The following is a 15,203-nucleotide window of genomic DNA, read 5'->3' on the forward strand; positions in this document are numbered from 1 at the left end:
GACAGAGACAGGTGTGAGCAATCATGACAAACCCGATCCCAGAACAATCGCAGACGGAAATCGAAGCCGCCGCGTTTCGAAAGCTGGTCAACCATCTGCGCGAGCACACCGAGGTCCAGAATATTGACCTTATGAACCTGGCAGGGTTCTGTCGCAATTGCCTCTCCAAATGGTATCGCGCCGAAGCCGCCGAGAGAGGCTTCGAGCTGTCTGACCCGGACGCCCGGAAGATCATCTATGGCATGCCTTATGAAGAGTGGAAAGCCCGCTATCAGCAAGGGCCCAAACAGGACCACAAGGCATGAACGTCAATGACGCGGTTCGTATCCACCTGGCATCGGTTGAGGCCGGCCATGGCGACTTTGACGATACCCTGGCGCTGATTGACCGATTCTTCGACTATCAGCCCACCGGGTTTCACAACGGACCGCTGTACAATGGCACCGGCGAGAACGCCGGTTCATGCCGGGTATTTTCCCTGGCCCAATACTGCAACCTGACCGAATCCGACACTTTGCGTCTGTTTGCCCAGCACTACCAGCAAGTGCTGGACGAACCGGCAGGTGAAAGCCATGGCAATATCCGCCAGTTCATGGGCACCGGCTGGTCCGGTATCCGCTTTGACGGCCCGGCGCTTCGCAAACGCCCGGGCACCACTCAGGACGACACCACGGAAGAGACCCATCCATGAGCGAGACCGCCGTATCCGGGGTAAAGCAGTGCTTCCAACTGAAGAGTGCGAACGTTTCCATGACCGCACTGGAGCTGTATTTTTTTGACAATGACGACTTCGAAAGCACGCTCAGAGACAAAATCAGCCAGGCACCCGGATTCTTCAAGGACATCCCCCTGATCATCAGCCTGGAAAAGTATGAGGGGCTGAGCAGCGAACTGGATTTTTTCAAGATCATCGGCGCCTGCCGCCGCCACAATATCCATGTCATCGGCGTACGCGGTGGCAACGATGATCAGCGCCGCCTGGCCCGCGGTGCGTCACTGGCGCTGCTTCCCGGTGGCAACCAGCGCGACCGGGACATTGATACCGCGCCGGCCACGGAATCGGCCGCCACTGAACCGACCGAAAACCCGACTCCCGCCAGGGTCGAGAATCCGGGTGAGCCAGCGCCCGCGAAAATCATCAACCAGCCAGTCCGTTCGGGCCAGCAGGTTTACGCACCCGAGGGCGACCTGATCATCCTTGCGCCGGTTCAAGCCGGCGCCGAAGTGCTTGCGGCCGGCAACGTTCATGTGTACGGACCATTGCGCGGGCGGGCCCTCGCGGGTATTCACGGCGCGGAACATGCACGGGTATTCTGCCAGTCTCTTGAAGCAGAGCTTGTGTCCATCGCCGGACACTATAAAATCTCCGAAGATCTTCAGGACAACGGCTGGAAAACCGCCGTACAGATCCAGCTCAGGGATGACCTGCTGGTGGTAACGCCACTGGAGAAGGCCTGAAAAGAACGTAACTACCCGCACGGGCGGGAAAAACGACGAATCCACCGCAAAACAGGAATGCAACCTTGGCTAGAATCATTGTCGTTACCTCAGGAAAAGGTGGCGTAGGTAAAACCACAACCAGCGCCTCTATCAGCACCGGCCTGGCGAAGCGAGGCCACAAAACCGTGGTGATCGATTTCGACGTGGGCCTGCGCAACCTGGATCTCATCATGAACTGCGAACGCAGGGTGGTGTACGACTTCGTGAATGTGATCCAGGGCGAAGCCACTCTCAACCAGGCTCTGATCCGGGACAAACGGGTCGACACCCTGTATATCCTGCCGGCCTCCCAGACCCGGGAAAAGGAAGCCCTGACCAAAGATGGCGTTGAGAAGGTGATCAACGAGCTGTCCGAGCGGTTTGACTACATTGTCTGTGATTCTCCCGCCGGCATTGAGCATGGCGCCCTGATGGCGCTCTACTATGCCGATGAGGCGGTGGTTGTTACCAACCCGGAAGTGTCCTCGGTGCGGGATTCAGACCGTATTCTCGGCATCCTGCAGAGCAAGTCGCGGAGAGCCGAGATGGGGCAGGACCCCGTAAAGGAACACCTGCTGCTATCCCGCTACAACCCGGATCGGGTGGAAAAGGGCGAAATGCTTTCCGTGGCCGATGTGGAGGAAATTCTCGCCATCCCCCTGCTGGGCGTGATTCCGGAGTCCCAGGTGGTACTGAATGCCTCCAACCAGGGCGTTCCGGTCATTCTTGAGGAAGACAGCGATGCCGGACAGGCCTATGATGATGCCGTGGCCCGCCTTCTGGGTGAGGAGCGAGAACATCGCTTCATGACGTCCCAGAAAAAAGGTTTCTTCTCACGGATGTTCAAGGGGGGCTGACGGATGAGTTTCCTGGATTATTTCAAGAGCAAGAAAAACAACCGGTCCGCCAGCGTTGCCAAGGAACGCCTACAGATCATTGTTGCCCACGAACGGGGCCAGCGCGACCAACCTGACTACCTGCCAGAATTGCAGAAAGAGCTGCTTGCGGTCATCCGCAAGTACGTTCAGATCAGCGATGACCAGGTCCAGGTGGAAGTTGACCGCAACGACAGCTGTTCGGTACTGGAACTGAACGTTACCCTGCCGGAACACTGACCGCGCCACTACCAGCGTGCGAAGTGATCCTCCATCAGTCCCCGTAGCCCGTCTACGGGGACTGAGTTGCCCGCCTCATCGCGCACTGTGCCGGAAAAGGTACCAATGTACTGGCGGAAATTGGAGGCAATCAGCCATGCATTGAGTCGCTCCCGCCGAACCCCCGATGGCTCAAACCAGAGATCGATCCTGCCATCGTCCGTGGTGACCTGCCAGGGTGCGGTTTCATCGTAGCGATCAAACACGAAACGGGCCTGCCCGAGCTTGATACAGCGCCCTTCCAGCCAGAGCGCATTTTCCGTCATACCGGTTTCATTCACGCCCGCCGCCAGATTGAGACCAACGGCACGACCATCTGGCAGCACCCCTGCCACACTCGCCCAGTTCCAGGCGGTTTCGCGCCTCATAAAGCCGCAACTCCAATCAACGGCTGCGCGTGACAGCGAGTCGCATTGCCAGCTCTGTCCCTGCCACCGAATGTCTCCGGACACCGGCAGACCCGCTGATTTACGGGTAAACACCCAACCGCTGTAACCGGCTGGGCACACCAGTCGCAGAGGGCGGGTGTCCCCTTCTATATTCAGGGCTATCCGGAGGTCACCGGGGCCGGAAACCAACACACCACGCGAGTGGCCGTCCGACGTAATACGAACGCATGTTTTCCCTTTACGAAACTCCGTCACGCCGGTTTCAGGCCTTGGCTCAATGTGAGTTCCCTTCGCCAATGGCTGCGTCAGGGACTGCTCCAGCATCTGCCCGGTCTTGAAATCGTAAAGATAGAAAAACGCCGTACTGACCAGTTTCAGATCCACTACCGCCAGCCCGAACACCCAACCCGGCGCCATCGCACTGACGAACTGGAACTGGTTAAAACGGGCTTTACGGGCCAGGGCCGAGCGCGGTTTATCCATCACCGTACGGAGGTCAAAGTCCCGGTAGTTGATGACATCCACCGGTGTGTCCAATACGCCGTAGGGAATCCGCCCCCGGTCATCGATCAGTCGCTTGTTCGGTTTTTTCATCGTCAATTCGGGCCAAATGTTAACGTCAGGAATTCAGTCAGTTACCCAGTTCACAAACCCCCGATCGTAGCAGGTTGGCACCAGATCAGTCGTGCTAGACTCGCCCGACCATGTTCAAGGAAGTGTACCTCATGCAAAACCTGAGAGCCCGTGGCAACCAACGCCCGGCCAATCGACGCGTCATCTGTCTTGCAGCCACCACGGTTTTCCTGCAGGCCTCAGGTTTGACCTTCGCCGGGCTGCCAGCCGAAGACTCAGAAAACTGGAGCCTTCGCAAGGAAACCGATCGTATCCGGGTCTATACCACTGATCAGCCGGACTCCAGCTTCCAGGCCTTCAAGGCTGTGGCTGTGCTGGATGTGCCGATCGAGAATCTGATGGCGGTTATGATCAATCCCAAATCCTGTGTTCAGTGGGTTCATAACTGCTCGGAATCCTATGCCTTCGGCTCGGGTGACTTTGATGAGCGCTACGCCTACTCAGTCAACGATATGCCCTGGCCGGTCACCGACCGGGATTACGTACTACGAATTCGCACCCGGGGCCAACAGGTCGACGGCGAAATCGTGATGGACCTCAGCGCCATTCCCGATCAACGGGCCGAGGAAGATGACTACATCCGTGTCGACAAGTCCGACACCCTTTACCGCTTTATTCCCGAAGACGGCCAGACCCGGATGATCTGGGTTCAACACACCGAGCCAAACGGTTCGATACCCGGCTGGCTGGTCAACACCCTGCTGGTGGACATTCCTATCCGTTCCATGGAGCAGTTGGAACGGGTTGCCCAGTGGGACCGTTACCAGAACTACGAACTGATCTATGACTCGCAGGGCCAACTGAAAGATGTAGCCCCCAAAGCTGAATCAGGGGATGACTAGAACATCAGTAACAGCTAAGCTCTTTTACAAAGGACCTGCTAACGGAGCCGATTCGTCAATGACCGTTCTCGCTTACGAGATCATGACCCCGAGCATCAAGGCCGTACCCCAATCCTGGACGATGGACCGTCTGGCCAGGTTCCTCACTGACAACGAAATCACCGGCAGCCCGGTTACCGACGAAACGGGCGAGATTGTCGGCATTGCCACCCTGAAGGACATCACCGAATTCCGCTGGAACGCCAGCCGTTCCGAGTCCGATGCGCGCATGACCCCGGAAGAAGAACACGAAGCCCGGCGCCTGCGCATGGCCATTTTTGAGGAGATGGGCAAGGTGCCGGTGGAAGTGCGTGACATCATGACCCCTATCGTTTTATCGGTTGACGAGCAAACGCCTGTGCGCGACATTGCCGATATTATGATGCGTGAACACCTGCACCGGATTTTCATCACCAAAGACGAAAAGATCACCGGTATTGTGACCACGTATGACATGCTCAAACTGATCTCCGACCAGGAGCTCACCAACCGCTGTGCCGGGAACGGCTGACCAGAGAGGTATCACACCCTATGCCAAGAGCATCGCAGGCTCGCAGAAAGATGTATGTCCTCGACACCAACGTCCTCATCCACGACCCGAACGCCCTCCTGAACTTTGAAGAACACGACGTCATCATTCCGATGACGGTCCTCGAAGAACTCGACAGTCTCAAATCCGGCAAACAGGCCGTTGCTGCCGATTGCCGACAGGCCATCCGCAACATCGACAAGTTGCTGGGTGACGCCAGCCCAGGAGAAATCGAGAAAGGCGTACCCATAGTGCGCGGCAAGAAAGCAGAACCGCTCGGCGCGTTATCGATACTGATGAGCACGGACTACCAGGGCAACCATGGCCTGCCCGAGCACCTGAACGACAACAAGATCATCAATACCCTGGCGGCCCTGCAAGCCCGCCACACATCGCGTGACATCATCCTTGTCAGCAAGGACATCAACATGCGATTGAAAGCCCGGGGCTTCGGCGTGGAGGCCCAGGACTATCACAACGACATGCTGCTGGACGATATTGACCTGCTGCCGAAAGGGTACAAAGAATTCCCGAACTCGTTCTGGGACACCATCGAGAAGGTCGAAACCATCCAGCGGGAGGGTATTACCGAACACATCCTTCGTCGTGAGGGCGACCTGGCCAAGCTGACCATCAACGAGTTCGTGATTGATGAACAGGGATTCGTTGGCAAGGTGTCTGATGTGGGCGAAGACCAGATTGTCATTCGGGATCTGCACCAGCACGACCTGATGCACGAGGAAGTCTGGGGCCTGGTACCGCGGGATATATACCAGGCCATTGCCCTGAACCTGCTGCTGGACCCGGATATCCACCTGGTAAACCTGACCGGTTCCGCCGGCTCCGGTAAAACCATCCTCGCCCTCGCGGCCTGTATCGAAATGACGGTTGCCAGCAAGCTGTACAAACGCATCATCGCCACCCGTAGCACCCAGGGTCTGGACGAGGACATTGGCTTCCTCCCCGGCACCGAGGCGGAGAAAATGGAGCCCTGGCTGGGGGCCATCGTGGACAACCTCGAAGCTCTCCACGAAGACGATGAAAATATGACCGCCAGCGTGGACTACATCCTCAGCAAGGTGCCACTGCACTTCAAGTCGATGAACTACATTCGTGGCCGCAGCTTCCAACACAGCCTGATCATCATCGACGAATCCCAGAACCTGACGCCGCATCAGATCAAGACCATCATCACCCGTGCCGGCAACGGCTCCAAAGTAATCTGCCTGGGTAACCTGGCTCAGATCGACACCCCCTATCTGAGCGCCCTGAGCTCAGGCCTGACCTACATGACCGAGCGCTTCAAGAGTTTCCGCCATGGCGGACACATCCACCTGCAGGGCGTCCCGCGCTCAGTTCTGGCGGAGTACGCCGAAGCGAATCTCTAACCAGCGCGCACAAAAAAGCCGCACCGGTCATCCGGTGCGGCAAAGCGGAGGTTAGCGACCGGGAACCGAATCAGTCGCTGGCCGGGCTTTCCTTCATGGCCGCGTTCATGCGGCGACGCAGCACCGGACCCACCACATAAGGCAACACCAGGCTCAGAGCGGCAACCAGCCAGAAGCTCTTGGCCAGGGTGCTTTCCCACAGAATGCTCCAGTCACCGTCTGACAACACCAGCGCATGCCCCAGGTTCTTCTCCATCTCCGGTCCGAGCAATAGCCCGAGAATAATCGGCACCACCGGAATTTCCAGTTTGCGCAGGAAATAACCCGCCACGCCAAACGCCACCATGAAATACAGGTCGAAGGCGCTGTTGCTGATGGAATAGATGCCCACGAAGGCAACCATGGTCACAATCGGCAGCAAGTACATGGGCGGCACCGACAGCAGGCGCACAAAGAAGCCAACCAACGGGATGTTAAGCACCAGCAGCAGCACATTGCCAATCAGCAGGGCGGCAATGACGCCCCAGACAATATCGGCGTTCTGGGTAAACATCAGCGGGCCCGGCGTGATGTTCAACGAAATCAGCATCGCCAACAGCACCGCGGTGGTACCGCTACCTGGCACGCCCAGGGTCAACATGGGAACGAGCGCGCCTGATGAGGCACCGTTGTTGCCCGCCTCAGGCGCCACCACACCCCGGATATCGCCCTCGCCGAACGTGCCCTTCTTGCCTATCACGCTCTTTTCGAGGGTGTAGCTGATAAAACTGCCCAGGGACGCACCGGCACCCGGCAGCACGCCGGAAATGAATCCAAGCACGCCGCCACGAAGCTGGGTGGGAACCGTGGAGACCAACTCCTTGAAGGTAAGGGTCAGCTTGCCCACGTTCATTTTCTTACGCCCACCGCCCATGCGCGACTCGACGAAGAACAACAACTCCGAAATGGCGAAAAGGCCAACAATCGCCAGGATGAAATCAATACCCTCGTACAGTTCCAGCACACCGAAGGTGTAGCGCTGGGTGCCGGTGGAGATATCGATGCCCACGGTGGAGATCATGATCCCCAGGGTCGCGGCAATCACCGTCTTCATCGGGTTCTTGCCGGTAATACCACCCAGGGTGGCGAAGGCCAGCAGGAACAGCGCGAAATACTCCGCCGGGCCGAAACTCAAGGCAAACCTCGCCAGCACCGGGGCAAGCATGATCAACCCTATAGTGCCGATCAGCCCACCGGCAAAGGACGCAATAGCAGAGATCGCCAGCGCATCGGCCGCCCGCCCCTTTTGGGCCATGGGGTAGCCATCCAGGCAGGTCATCATCGCCGGTTCGTCACCGGGAATGTTGAGCAGGATGGAGGAAATACGGCCGCCATACATCGCGCCGGCGTAAACCGATGTCAGCAGGATCATGGCAGTTTCCGGCGGCAAGCCAAGGGTAAACGCCAACGGGATGAGGATCGCCACACCGTTTGCCGGCCCCAGGCCAGGCAAACAACCAATCAGGGTGCCCACGAAAGCGCCGAAGAGCGCAAACATCAGGTTGTACGGTGTCAGGGCAACCGCAAACCCCTCCATCAGAAAACCGAGCGTTTCCATCAGTTCACCTCCAGGATGCCAGCAGGCAAGCTCAACGCCAGGCCATAGTTGAACAGGACGAACACCACCACGGCGCTGATCAGGCCCGTTAAAAAGGCATTCCTGGCGGGCGCGCCCATGCGCCAGCTAAGGGTGCCAACCGCCAGGGTTGTCGAGATGACAAACCCCAGGGGTTCAAGCAGCATCGCGTAGACCACCAGCACAACCAGCGACACCACCAGCTCAACTGCGGACCGGCCCAGCGGCCACTGGGCGTCGGGGTCCGGCTTGACCATCAGATAGATGCTGCCGGCAACCAGAACCACCGCAAGGATGGTTGGAAAGGTTTCCGGCCCAACGGTTTCGGCGCCGCCAAACGGCTCGGGCCACTGCTGTGCAACCCAGCCGTAAGCCACCGCCAGAACCATCAGGCCCAGGCCAAGAAGCCGATCACCCAGGCCTGTCATTTCAGCAGTCCTATTTCGCGGGACAGGTTCTCGATGTCCTGTACCTGTTGCTCGACAAAGCTGTCGAACTCATCTGCAGGCGGATGGAACGGGATGAGACCATTGGCCTTCATCACCTTTTTCCACTCCTCACTGGCATACAGGGTATCGACGGTCTCGACCCAAAACGCCTTGGACTCACTGGAAGCACCCTTGGGCATGTAAAAACCGCGCCAGTTCGGGCCAACGGCGTCAACGCCCTGCTCTTTTGCGGTCGGAATATCGGAAAATTCACCCGGCAGGCGCTCGTCGGCCAGCACGGCCAGAACACGAAGGTCGCCCGACGACAGGAAACCGGTGACTTCGGAGATATCACCGGTGAAGGCGTCGACCTGGCCACCGACCACCTGGGTCATGGCCTCACCACCGTTATTGTAGGAAAGGTACGGAATGGCGGGCAGTCGATCAGCGCCGGCGGCCTTCGCGGTGATCAGCACCTTCAGATGATCCCAGCCACCCCGGGCACTGCCGCCCGCGAACTTGACGGATTTCGGATTCTGCTTGATGGCATCGAGCAGTTGATTCAGGTTCTCATACTGTGAGTCCTTGCCTACGGCAATGACGCCGTAATCCGCGCCCAGTGCGCCAATCCAGGTCACCATATCGGCATCCAGCCCGGGGAACTGTTTCTGGGCGAGACGGGTAGTGGTTGCCGTTGATGCGGCGACGATCAGCTTGTCATCTTCCGCTCGTTTGCTGACCGTGTGAGCATAGGCAACGCCGCCGCCAGCACCGGCCATATTGATGGTCTGTACGGTGCCATCAACCAGGCCAAGGTCCCTCATTACATTACCAGCGCTGCGACAGGTAAAGTCCCAGCCGCCACCCGGGTCGGACGGGGCGATGCATTCCACTTTTCCGGAGGGTTGCCATGCCATGGCATTAAGGCTGAAAGCCGCTGCCGCGATAAACGACAAGCTTCGTTTGAGAGTCATGATTGTCACCTCTGTCTTGTTTTTGTGATCGCTTCCAGGGTACGGGCCCGCGTTCAGGGCCAACGTGAAGCGCTACCTGACTGAGGTTAAAGATTCACCACTGAGGCCAGAAGTTTGTGCGCGTAATGCCTTTAAAGAAACTAAAGGGCGTTTCGTTCATAAAATTTACGGGCAATCGTAAAGCGGGTGTTTTAACCTGACCCCATAACGACAACAAACCAATCACTGCTGACAACGTGTTCCGAAAAACCAAACTGAAAACCCGAATGATCCTCACGCTCGGATTCGTCAGCGCAGCGCAGACGATCCTCATAGGCGTGTTCGCCGGCTATTACCTCAGCGACTCCCTGTTTGATGAAATCGGACAACGGGCTCTCATGGTGTCGAAGACCGTCGCGGCAGCCCCCTCGGTGATCGAGGGTGTACGCGAGCGTGATATTGAAGGGCTGAACCGGCTGGCAAATCGACTAACCCGCACCAACGAAGCTTTGTTCATCGTCATTGGTGACCACCAGGGCATACGCCTGGCACACCCCTCCCCTGATCGCATTGGCCACTCCATGGCCGACGATGACGGTGACCTGGGCCGGCGTGCCCTGGTTGATGGCAAGGCCTATGTGGCAAGGGCCACGGGCAGCCTCGGCGAATCCATGCGTGGCAAGGCCCCGGTGATCGAGCCAGAAACTGGCGAGATCATCGGCATTGTCTCCGTGGGATACGGAGTTGACCAGGTGGATGCCACCATCAAACGCTACAGCTTCGTACTGTATACCGTGGTTGGCCTTACCCTGCTGGTCAGCATACTCATCGCGATGGTGATCGCCGGGCGCTTCAAGCGCGCCATTTTCGGCCTGGAACCTGAAGAAATCGCACGCCTGTTCCAGGAGCGGGACGCCACCTTGCAGTCCGTTCGGGAGGGCATCATCGCCATCAACCGCGACGGTGTGATCACGACCTTCAACCGCACCGCCCTGGAAACCCTGGGTATCGACCCCGACACTCCGCTGTCAGGCCGTCCCATTCTCGATGTTCTGCCCGAAAGTGACCTGCTGTCAGTACTAGAATCCGGCACGCCGGACTTCGACCGCGAGGTCTGGCTGAGAAACCGACAGATGATCGTCAACCGGTTACCTGTTCGCCAGGGCGCTGAGATTACCGGTGTTGTGGCCAGTTTCAGGCTGAAGGACGAGGTGGATCAGGTCAGCCGGCAACTGACTCGCATACAACAATACGCAGATACCTTGCGAAGCCAGACTCACGAATACTCGAATAAGCTCCACACCATCGCGGGCCTGATCCAGATTGAAGCCTATGACGACGCGTTGAATCTGATCGGCAGCGAAGTCAGCGACCATCAGGCACTGATTCACCTGCTTCTGGAAGCCGTCCCCGATCCGGTTATCGCCGGTTGCCTTATGGGCAAGTACAATCGCGCCCGGGAGATGGGGCTGGGCTTACAGATCGATGCCGAAAGCCGCATGGTGGACATACCCGCCGACATGCCGCGGGATCAGTTGGTGAGTGTCCTCGGCAACCTCATCGACAACGCCCTCGAGGCCACCCTTCATCAAACGGGCGAAGGAGGACGGGTTCAGCTATCCATGACAGACTTGGGGCATGAACTGATCTTTGAAGTGGAAGATCAGGGGCCCGGTATCCCGGAAGAATCTCAACAGAAGATCTTCGAGAAAGGCGTAACCACCAAGCCGGGCGCTGAAGAACACGGTTATGGCCTGCATCTGGTGCGTCAGTTCCTGAATCGTTGGGGCGGGTCCATCACGGTGGAGAACCTACTGGGCGTGGGCTCGCGATTTACCCTTTACCTTCCGAAAACCAGTCAGGGGAGTGACAGTCATTGAATACCCTTCGGATCCTGATTGTTGAGGACGACCGGCAGATCGCCGAAATCCAGCGCCGGTTTGTTGAACGACTCGAGGATGTGGAGCTTTGCGGCATTGCCCACAGCCTGGGGGATGCACGCGACCTTATCGACGTTATGGCCCCACACCTGATCCTGCTGGATATCTATTTTCCCGACGGCAATGGTCTGGATCTGCTGCGGGAACTCCGGGCGCGGGATAGCAGCAGTGACGTTATTCTTATTACCGCCGCCAAGGAAGTGGAATCGCTCAAGAGCGCCCTGCGCGGCGGCGTCTTCGACTACATCCTCAAGCCCCTGGTTTTCGAACGCCTTGAGGAAGCCGTCAACCGTTACCGCGACCACTTGCGGCAACTGTCTGGCCTGGTGCAAATCGCCCAGAAAGAAGTCGATGCCCTGCTGCCCAGAGGGTCAAGCGAAGCCAGTCAGCCCGCACCCACAGACAGACTGCCCAAGGGCATCGATAGCATCACATTGGATAAAATTCGCGAGGTGGTTTCATCCGGCCAGTGGAGTGCCGAGGAAGTCGGCCAGGCCATGGGCGCGTCACGAACGACGGCGCGACGCTACCTGGAATTCCTCGTTGGCCGGGGGGAGTTAACCGCGGAAGTTACCTACGGCAGCGTCGGTCGACCGGAACGGCGGTATCGCGTCTGAACCCCTGCCTTTAGGGTCAATCCCGGAACTGAGACTTGTCCAGCCCGTACTTCTTCATTTTGTCGTACAGCGTCTTGCGGGCAATGCCTAGCTGGACCATGGTGTCCTTAATGCTGCCATGGCAGGCATTGAGCGCACTGACGACGGCGGAACGTTCAAAGTCGTCCATCATCTCGGACAGAGTCTGGCGCCCGGACACATTGGCGGTGACGGAGGAATCGTTTTCGTCCAACGCCGCTGGCCCCAGCAGAACGTAGCGCTCGGCCAGGTTCCTTAACTCCCGCACATTCCCCGGCCAGCTATGCTGCATCAGACGCGCGGCCTGGCTGGCATCCAGCGGGATGCTTTCCCGGTCGTAACGGGCTGCCGCAATCAGCACAAAATGGTGAAACAGAACGGGGATGTCGTCCTTGCGTTCGCGCAGTGGCGGAATATCCAGCTTCACCACGTTCAGCCGGTAGTACAGGTCAGCACGGAACTCGCCTTCGTCGCTGAGCTGCTTCAAGTCAGCCTTGGTGGCGGCGATAATGCGAACATCCACATTCTGCACCTGATTGCTGCCCAGGCGCTCCACACGCTGTTCTTCGAGCACCCTCAGCAGCTTTACCTGCAGGGCCATGGGCATGCTTTCCAGCTCATCCAGGAACAGAGTGCCCTTGTGCGCGTACTCGATTTTTCCGATGCGGCGCTTTTCCGCACCGGTAAAGGCACCGGCTTCGTGACCGAAAAGCTCGCTCTCGATCAGATTCTCGGGCACAGCACCACAGTTGATAGCAACGAAGTTGTGAGCGCTTCGGGGGCTGTTCTCGTGGATATAGCGGGCCAAGGCATCCTTCCCCGAACCGGTCTCACCGTGCAACAGGATATTGGCGGAGATATCCAGTACCGGGTCGATGGTCGCCATCACTTTCTGCATACCGGCTGAATCCCCCAGGATTCGGGGGCCTGGCCGGGCCAGATGCTTCAGCTGAGCCTTCAGCCGCCGGTTTTCCAGCGCGAGGTGGCGCTTTTCCAATGCATGGCGAAGCAGCTCCAGGAGCTCGTCGTGATCAAAGGGTTTTTCGATGAAATCATAGGCGCCCTGCTGCATCGCGGTGACGGCCGTGCTGATATCGCCCTGCCCGGTCAGGATGATCACCGGGATGGTTTCATCCATGGCGCGAATCCTGTCGAGCATTTCCAGGCCATCCATTCCCGGCATGTTGTAGTCACATAGCACGACGCCCTCATAGTCCTGTGAGATGCTCTCAAGACCAGACCGCGCATCCTCGAAACACGCAATGGAAAGGTCTTCCAGGGTAAGGGTTTGCGCGATGGCCTGGCGGATGTGCGGGTCATCGTCCACAAAAATTACCGATGCGTCTGTCATTCGGTGGCCTCCCGCTTTCTGAGTGTCAATACGAACTCCGCGCCCGGTCCGCCGCTCCGGTTACGCCCCGTCAGGCTGCCGCCCAGCGCGTCCACGATCTGCCGGGATATCGAAAGGCCCAGCCCGAGCCCCTGCTTCACCGATTTGGTGGTGAAAAAAGGCTCGAAGATCCGCTCCGTACTGCCCGGCAGGCCGGAACCATTATCCCGCACAAGGCAATACCAATGCCCGTCATCTTCTTCCACATCAATGGTGATCTCCGGCCGTTCGCTGCTTTCGACTGCCTGAATGGCGTTCGCCACCAGGTTCACCATAACCTGTTCGATCCGGATCAGATCTCCATGGCACTGTACCGGTTGTTCCGGACGGTTCCATTGAATGGAGATATCGGATCGGCTCTCCTGCGCCGCCATTATCTTTAGGGCACCGTCGACCGATTGCCGCAAATCAACCAGTGCCGGTGGCCCTTCCGATTTGCGGGCAAACACCTTGAACTGGCGGGTAAGCTCCGCCATTTTGTCACACAGGGTGATGATCTCTGAAAGGTTGGCATCCACCGTCTCCGTCGCCCCTTTCTCAAGGAACCGACGACTGTTGCGGGCATAGGTCTGAATCGCCGTGAGCGGCTGGTTAATTTCATGGTTCAGGCCCGCAGACATCTGACCAAGCACGGCAAGCTTGGCTGCCTGGATCAACTCATGCTGGGTTTCCCGGAGCTCATCGCGGGTTTTCTCCCGCTCGCGGATTTCATCCAGAAGTTGCTGGTTGGAACGCTCCAGCTCCACCGTTCTGCTGGCGACGCTGAGCTCAAGCTGCTCTCCCCTGTGTGCCAGTTCAGCCTCCCGCCGATAGCGTTCCCGCAAATACAGTGAGGCGAGCAAGCCGACCACGAAGATCGCCACGCCCACCGCCGCAAACCCGAGCCGACTCCACAGCACAGTGCGGGTACTGACCATCACCTGAAGCGTCCAGTCCAGGCGTGGCAGGGGTGTAAGCACCCTGAGGTATTCGCGGCTTTCTCCATCATTGTGGATACGCATGGTCCCTGCCCTGTCGGAAAGCCCCCAGGGTGATCCCAGGCTGTCGAAATCAATCGGCGAAAGCTCACGGTCAGGGTAACGCTGGCGAGACTGCTCACTGGGAGCGCCGCCGCTGTCACCGGTAAAGTTCCGGTACAGCCACTCGCTCTTGCTGGACAGGAAACTGATGCCAGCGTCGTCCAACACGACCATTTCCGAATCCCTCAATGAGGCGGGGCGACGCCACTGTGATTCCAGTTCATGCACCAGCACTTTCATGGCGATAACACCCAGAATCTCGCCGCTGTCATCACGGACAGGATGGGAGAAATACAGCCCGCGGACATCGGAGGTGACGCCCAGGGCAAAATAGATGGCGGAATCCCCGCTCGCCATGGCGTCCTGGAAATAGGGCCTGAAATCAAAGTTGCGGCCCACAAAGCTGTCCCTGCGCAGATAGTTGTTAGCCGCAATAGTGGTTCCGGAGGCATCCATAAGATAGACATCCGAACTGCCGACGATGGTCGCCATTCGCTGCATCTGGTCGTTAGCCCGCAGAAGTGTACCTGGGTCACCCGGTGATGCCAGGGCTTCTGCCAACAACGGATGCTCGGCCATCAACTCGGGGATGGGCACATACCGGTTAAGCTCATTGGCCACAAGTTGGCGATAGCGAAACGACTCTTCCACGCTCTCCTGTTCAACCTGCCGGTAGCCATACCAGCCACCCAACATCCATGAGAAGGCCAGAGTCACCAGAAAAACAAGAAACGCGATAATCCGGTAGGACATACACTCCGGTTCCTGAA

16 protein-coding genes are annotated in these 15,203 nt (G+C 58.2%); 10 read left to right on the plus strand and 6 right to left on the minus strand.

Annotation, left to right across the window (positions count from 1 at the left end; all coding sequences use genetic code 11):
* The first annotated feature begins 23 nt into the window (after nt 1-23).
* The 5 genes from ACTRWH_RS19455 (at nt 24) to minE (ending at nt 2,594) form a co-directional block, all read left to right on the plus strand.
* Entirely contained in the window at nt 24-305 is a 282-nt protein-coding gene (locus ACTRWH_RS19455) for a DUF1244 domain-containing protein (RefSeq protein ID WP_462826752.1), read from the plus strand.
* Nucleotides 302-691, plus strand: a complete 390-nt coding sequence (locus tag ACTRWH_RS19460; RefSeq protein ID WP_036204091.1) for a HopJ type III effector protein — start codon at nt 302-304, stop codon at nt 689-691. Before ACTRWH_RS19455 ends, ACTRWH_RS19460 begins: the two co-directional genes overlap by 4 nt.
* Nucleotides 688-1,458, plus strand: a complete 771-nt coding sequence (minC, locus tag ACTRWH_RS19465) for a septum site-determining protein MinC (protein ID WP_036204088.1) — start codon at nt 688-690, stop codon at nt 1,456-1,458. The genes ACTRWH_RS19460 and minC overlap by 4 nt, the downstream gene beginning before the upstream one ends.
* Before the next feature lie 65 nt (nt 1,459-1,523).
* Nucleotides 1,524-2,336 carry a septum site-determining protein MinD gene (gene minD / locus ACTRWH_RS19470; RefSeq protein ID WP_036204085.1) on the plus strand — a complete coding sequence of 271 codons (813 nt, stop codon included), beginning with the start codon at nt 1,524-1,526 and terminating at the stop codon, nt 2,334-2,336.
* Between the two features lie 3 nt (nt 2,337-2,339).
* Complete coding sequence (gene minE / locus ACTRWH_RS19475) at nt 2,340-2,594, plus strand: cell division topological specificity factor MinE (RefSeq protein ID WP_007154416.1); 255 nt, start codon at nt 2,340-2,342, stop codon at nt 2,592-2,594.
* An 8-nt stretch (nt 2,595-2,602) separates the two neighbouring features.
* Here the strand turns inward: minE and ACTRWH_RS19480 are convergent, their stop codons facing one another.
* Entirely contained in the window at nt 2,603-3,616 is a 1,014-nt protein-coding gene (locus tag ACTRWH_RS19480; protein WP_085681501.1) for a DUF2804 domain-containing protein, read from the minus strand.
* 131 nt (nt 3,617-3,747) lie between these two features.
* Here ACTRWH_RS19480 and ACTRWH_RS19485 point away from each other — a divergent pair, with 131 nt between their 5' ends.
* Genes ACTRWH_RS19485 through ACTRWH_RS19495 form a run of 3 tightly spaced genes read left to right on the plus strand, consistent with a single transcriptional unit; the run spans nt 3,748 to nt 6,453 of the window.
* Nucleotides 3,748-4,497, plus strand: coding sequence for an START domain-containing protein (locus ACTRWH_RS19485; protein ID WP_041333491.1), 750 nt, complete (start codon nt 3,748-3,750; stop codon nt 4,495-4,497).
* 58 nt (nt 4,498-4,555) lie between these two features.
* Entirely contained in the window at nt 4,556-5,047 is a 492-nt protein-coding gene (locus ACTRWH_RS19490; protein WP_036204075.1) for a CBS domain-containing protein, read from the plus strand.
* A gap of 20 nt (nt 5,048-5,067) precedes the next feature.
* Nucleotides 5,068-6,453 carry a PhoH family protein gene (locus tag ACTRWH_RS19495; protein ID WP_227517787.1) on the plus strand — a complete coding sequence of 462 codons (1,386 nt, stop codon included), beginning with the start codon at nt 5,068-5,070 and terminating at the stop codon, nt 6,451-6,453.
* A gap of 70 nt (nt 6,454-6,523) precedes the next feature.
* Here the strand turns inward: ACTRWH_RS19495 and ACTRWH_RS19500 are convergent, their stop codons facing one another.
* Genes ACTRWH_RS19500 through ACTRWH_RS19510 form a run of 3 tightly spaced genes read right to left on the minus strand, consistent with a single transcriptional unit; the run spans nt 6,524 to nt 9,470 of the window.
* A complete protein-coding gene (locus ACTRWH_RS19500) occupies nt 6,524-8,050 on the minus strand; it encodes a tripartite tricarboxylate transporter permease (protein WP_036204071.1) in 1,527 nt (508 codons plus the stop codon).
* Nucleotides 8,050-8,496: a tripartite tricarboxylate transporter TctB family protein gene (locus ACTRWH_RS19505; protein WP_036204068.1), complete on the minus strand. Its 447-nt coding sequence runs from the start codon at nt 8,494-8,496 to the stop codon at nt 8,050-8,052. The genes ACTRWH_RS19500 and ACTRWH_RS19505 overlap by 1 nt, the downstream gene beginning before the upstream one ends.
* Nucleotides 8,493-9,470 (minus strand): Bug family tripartite tricarboxylate transporter substrate binding protein, encoded by a 978-nt coding sequence (locus tag ACTRWH_RS19510; RefSeq protein WP_036204065.1) that lies wholly within the window; start codon nt 9,468-9,470, stop codon nt 8,493-8,495. Before ACTRWH_RS19510 ends, ACTRWH_RS19505 begins: the two co-directional genes overlap by 4 nt.
* Before the next feature lie 266 nt (nt 9,471-9,736).
* On the opposite strand from ACTRWH_RS19510, the gene ACTRWH_RS19515 reads away from it, so the two are divergent.
* Both ACTRWH_RS19515 and ACTRWH_RS19520 read left to right on the plus strand, forming a co-directional pair.
* Nucleotides 9,737-11,329, plus strand: coding sequence for an ATP-binding protein (locus tag ACTRWH_RS19515; RefSeq protein WP_085681503.1), 1,593 nt, complete (start codon nt 9,737-9,739; stop codon nt 11,327-11,329).
* Nucleotides 11,326-12,006, plus strand: coding sequence for a response regulator (locus ACTRWH_RS19520; protein ID WP_085681504.1), 681 nt, complete (start codon nt 11,326-11,328; stop codon nt 12,004-12,006). Before ACTRWH_RS19515 ends, ACTRWH_RS19520 begins: the two co-directional genes overlap by 4 nt.
* Before the next feature lie 16 nt (nt 12,007-12,022).
* Here the strand turns inward: ACTRWH_RS19520 and ACTRWH_RS19525 are convergent, their stop codons facing one another.
* Together ACTRWH_RS19525 and ACTRWH_RS19530 are read right to left on the minus strand one after the other, a co-directional pair.
* Nucleotides 12,023-13,375 (minus strand): sigma-54-dependent transcriptional regulator, encoded by a 1,353-nt coding sequence (locus tag ACTRWH_RS19525; protein WP_075195997.1) that lies wholly within the window; start codon nt 13,373-13,375, stop codon nt 12,023-12,025.
* Entirely contained in the window at nt 13,372-15,186 is a 1,815-nt protein-coding gene (locus ACTRWH_RS19530) for a sensor histidine kinase (protein WP_085681505.1), read from the minus strand. Before ACTRWH_RS19530 ends, ACTRWH_RS19525 begins: the two co-directional genes overlap by 4 nt.
* Between the last annotated feature and the right edge of the window lie 17 nt (nt 15,187-15,203).

The organism is Marinobacter sp. G5_S1_61_S3 (assembly GCF_054968585.1).